The sequence below is a fragment of the Sphingobacterium sp. UBA7253 genome (assembly GCF_002472745.1).
GTDB lineage: Bacteria > Bacteroidota > Bacteroidia > Sphingobacteriales > Sphingobacteriaceae > Sphingobacterium > Sphingobacterium siyangense.
In genome coordinates, this window is record NZ_DKSP01000173.1 from 1 (window position 1) to 2,002 (window position 2,002).

The 2,002-nt window shown below is 39.1% G+C and carries 2 protein-coding genes; one reads left to right on the top strand and one right to left on the bottom strand.

What is annotated here, in order from left to right; all coding sequences use genetic code 11:
• Positions 1-293 (bottom strand): helix-turn-helix domain-containing protein (locus tag B2X72_RS17480; RefSeq protein WP_286850890.1); only part of this gene is annotated, 293 nt, incomplete at its 3' end.
• Between the two features lie 429 nt (positions 294-722).
• Here B2X72_RS17480 and B2X72_RS17485 point away from each other — a divergent pair.
• Positions 723-2,002: Na+/H+ antiporter (locus B2X72_RS17485; protein ID WP_286850891.1), on the top strand; the 1,280-nt coding region annotated here is incomplete at its 3' end.

Genomic DNA, 2,002 nt, shown 5'->3' on the forward strand with positions numbered 1-2,002 from the left:
TCACCGATCAAGTTGTTATTCCCCAATGAATTATTGATTTTGACATACCCCGTGTTTTCATTTATAACTTTATAATACAACAATTCATTTGAATTTTCGGCGAAGTAGTTTAGATCTACTGCGAATATTTCCGTAAGCCTGTTTAGTGTTATAAAGTCTGGCAGAGACTCTCCCCGCTCCCATTTTCCAACCGCTTGGGGGCTAACGAACAAAAGTTCAGCGAGCTGCGCTTGCGACATATTTCCCTCTTTGCGCACCTTGGCAATTTTATTGCCTAATTTTTTGTTATTCATAATTATTGTCTATTATGGTTTTCAACGTCACAAAGATATTCAGGGTAATCTGTAATTACGGCGAAAAGAGAAATACCTCCAGTTGTAATTATGCCACTTATCGTTGTATTCTAACAACTTCGCGTTGTTACTTCTAAAATATAGCCCTATGCAGCTGTTTAAACAAGATTTTAAGTAAAAACTCCTAAAAGACGAAGCTTTGTTTATAGTGACACCATCCAATATTTTAAATCTTGGGGTAAAGTCAAAGACAAATTTTGCCTAATTTAGGAACATTTACCATAGGAATCTAAGTTAAAACATGTTGTCTTCAATTATCCAGTCGGTAGATGATTTACTTGTAGCAATTCGCAGGCAACCATGAATACCGCCTAGCTAGTTTAAATATTTCTAGAATTTGATCTATATTTATGTACCTAAAATTTACATATGTTGGAGAATTTTGAGTTTTACCTTTTTTTAGTACTACTAATCACTATGTTGATCATGCTGGCGAAGAAAATTCAGGTTGCATACCCTGTTTTACTCGTATTAGCGGGACTTGTAATAAGTTTTATCCCGGGAGTTCCTCTTATAAAGATAGAACCCGAATTGATATTCATTATTTTTTTACCGCCACTCCTCTATGAGGCCGCTTGGTCAACTTCCTGGAAAGAACTCTGGCGATGGCGTCGGATTATCTTCAGCTTTGCCTTTGTTGTCGTCTTTTTTACAGCATTATCCGTTGCCGTTTTTGCCAACTATTTTATTCCAGGATTCTCCTTAGCGCTCGGTTTTCTATTGGGTGGAATAGTTTCCCCGCCTGATGCGGTTAGTGCCGGTGCAATTTTAAAATTTGTGAAGGTACCCAAAAGACTGGCGTCCATACTGGAAGGTGAAAGTTTGTTGAATGATGCTTCCTCTTTAATAATTTTTCGCTTTGCAATGATTGCTGCAGCTACTGGCCAATATGTATGGTACCAAGCCGCCGGAAGCTTTATTTGGATGTGTATTGGTGGCGTGGGAATCGGACTGACAATTGCCTATGTTTTTCTGAAAATGCACAAACTTTTACCAACCGATTCCAATACAGATATATTGCTAACTTTTATTGCACCGTTCTCGATGTATTTGGTAGCGGAACAGCTCCACGCTTCTGGGGTTCTTGCGGTTGTCAGTGGCGGCTTATTTCTCTCTTATCGTAGTCACGATTTTTTGAGCAGTGCATCCCGGATCCGGACAGTAACCGTATGGGAAAGCTTCTGCTTTCTATTGAATGGCATCGTCTTTATGCTTATCGGATTAGATTTACCAGAAATTGTTTCTGGATTGGGTGATACCAATATTTCTACTGCTATTGGCTATGGCGTAGCCGTTACAATAGTCCTTATTCTTGTACGAATTTTTGCAGGGTATGCTGCGGTAATTACCACCTTGATTATGAGAAACTTTATAACGGTTGCAGATGCTCAATCACCAGGTTGGCAAACGCCAATGATTATCGGCTGGACGGGAATGCGTGGTGTCGTTTCTTTGGCAGCAGCACTATCCATCCCATTAACTTTAGCTGATGGATCTCCTTTCCCTCAACGAAACCTTATTCTTTTCATCACATTTGTTGTGATTCTGTTAACCCTACTCGTTCAAGGCTTGACGCTCCCTTTTATATTAAGAAAAATCAAATTAGTAGATAGAGACTTTATTAGAAGTGAAAAGGAGATCGATTATGA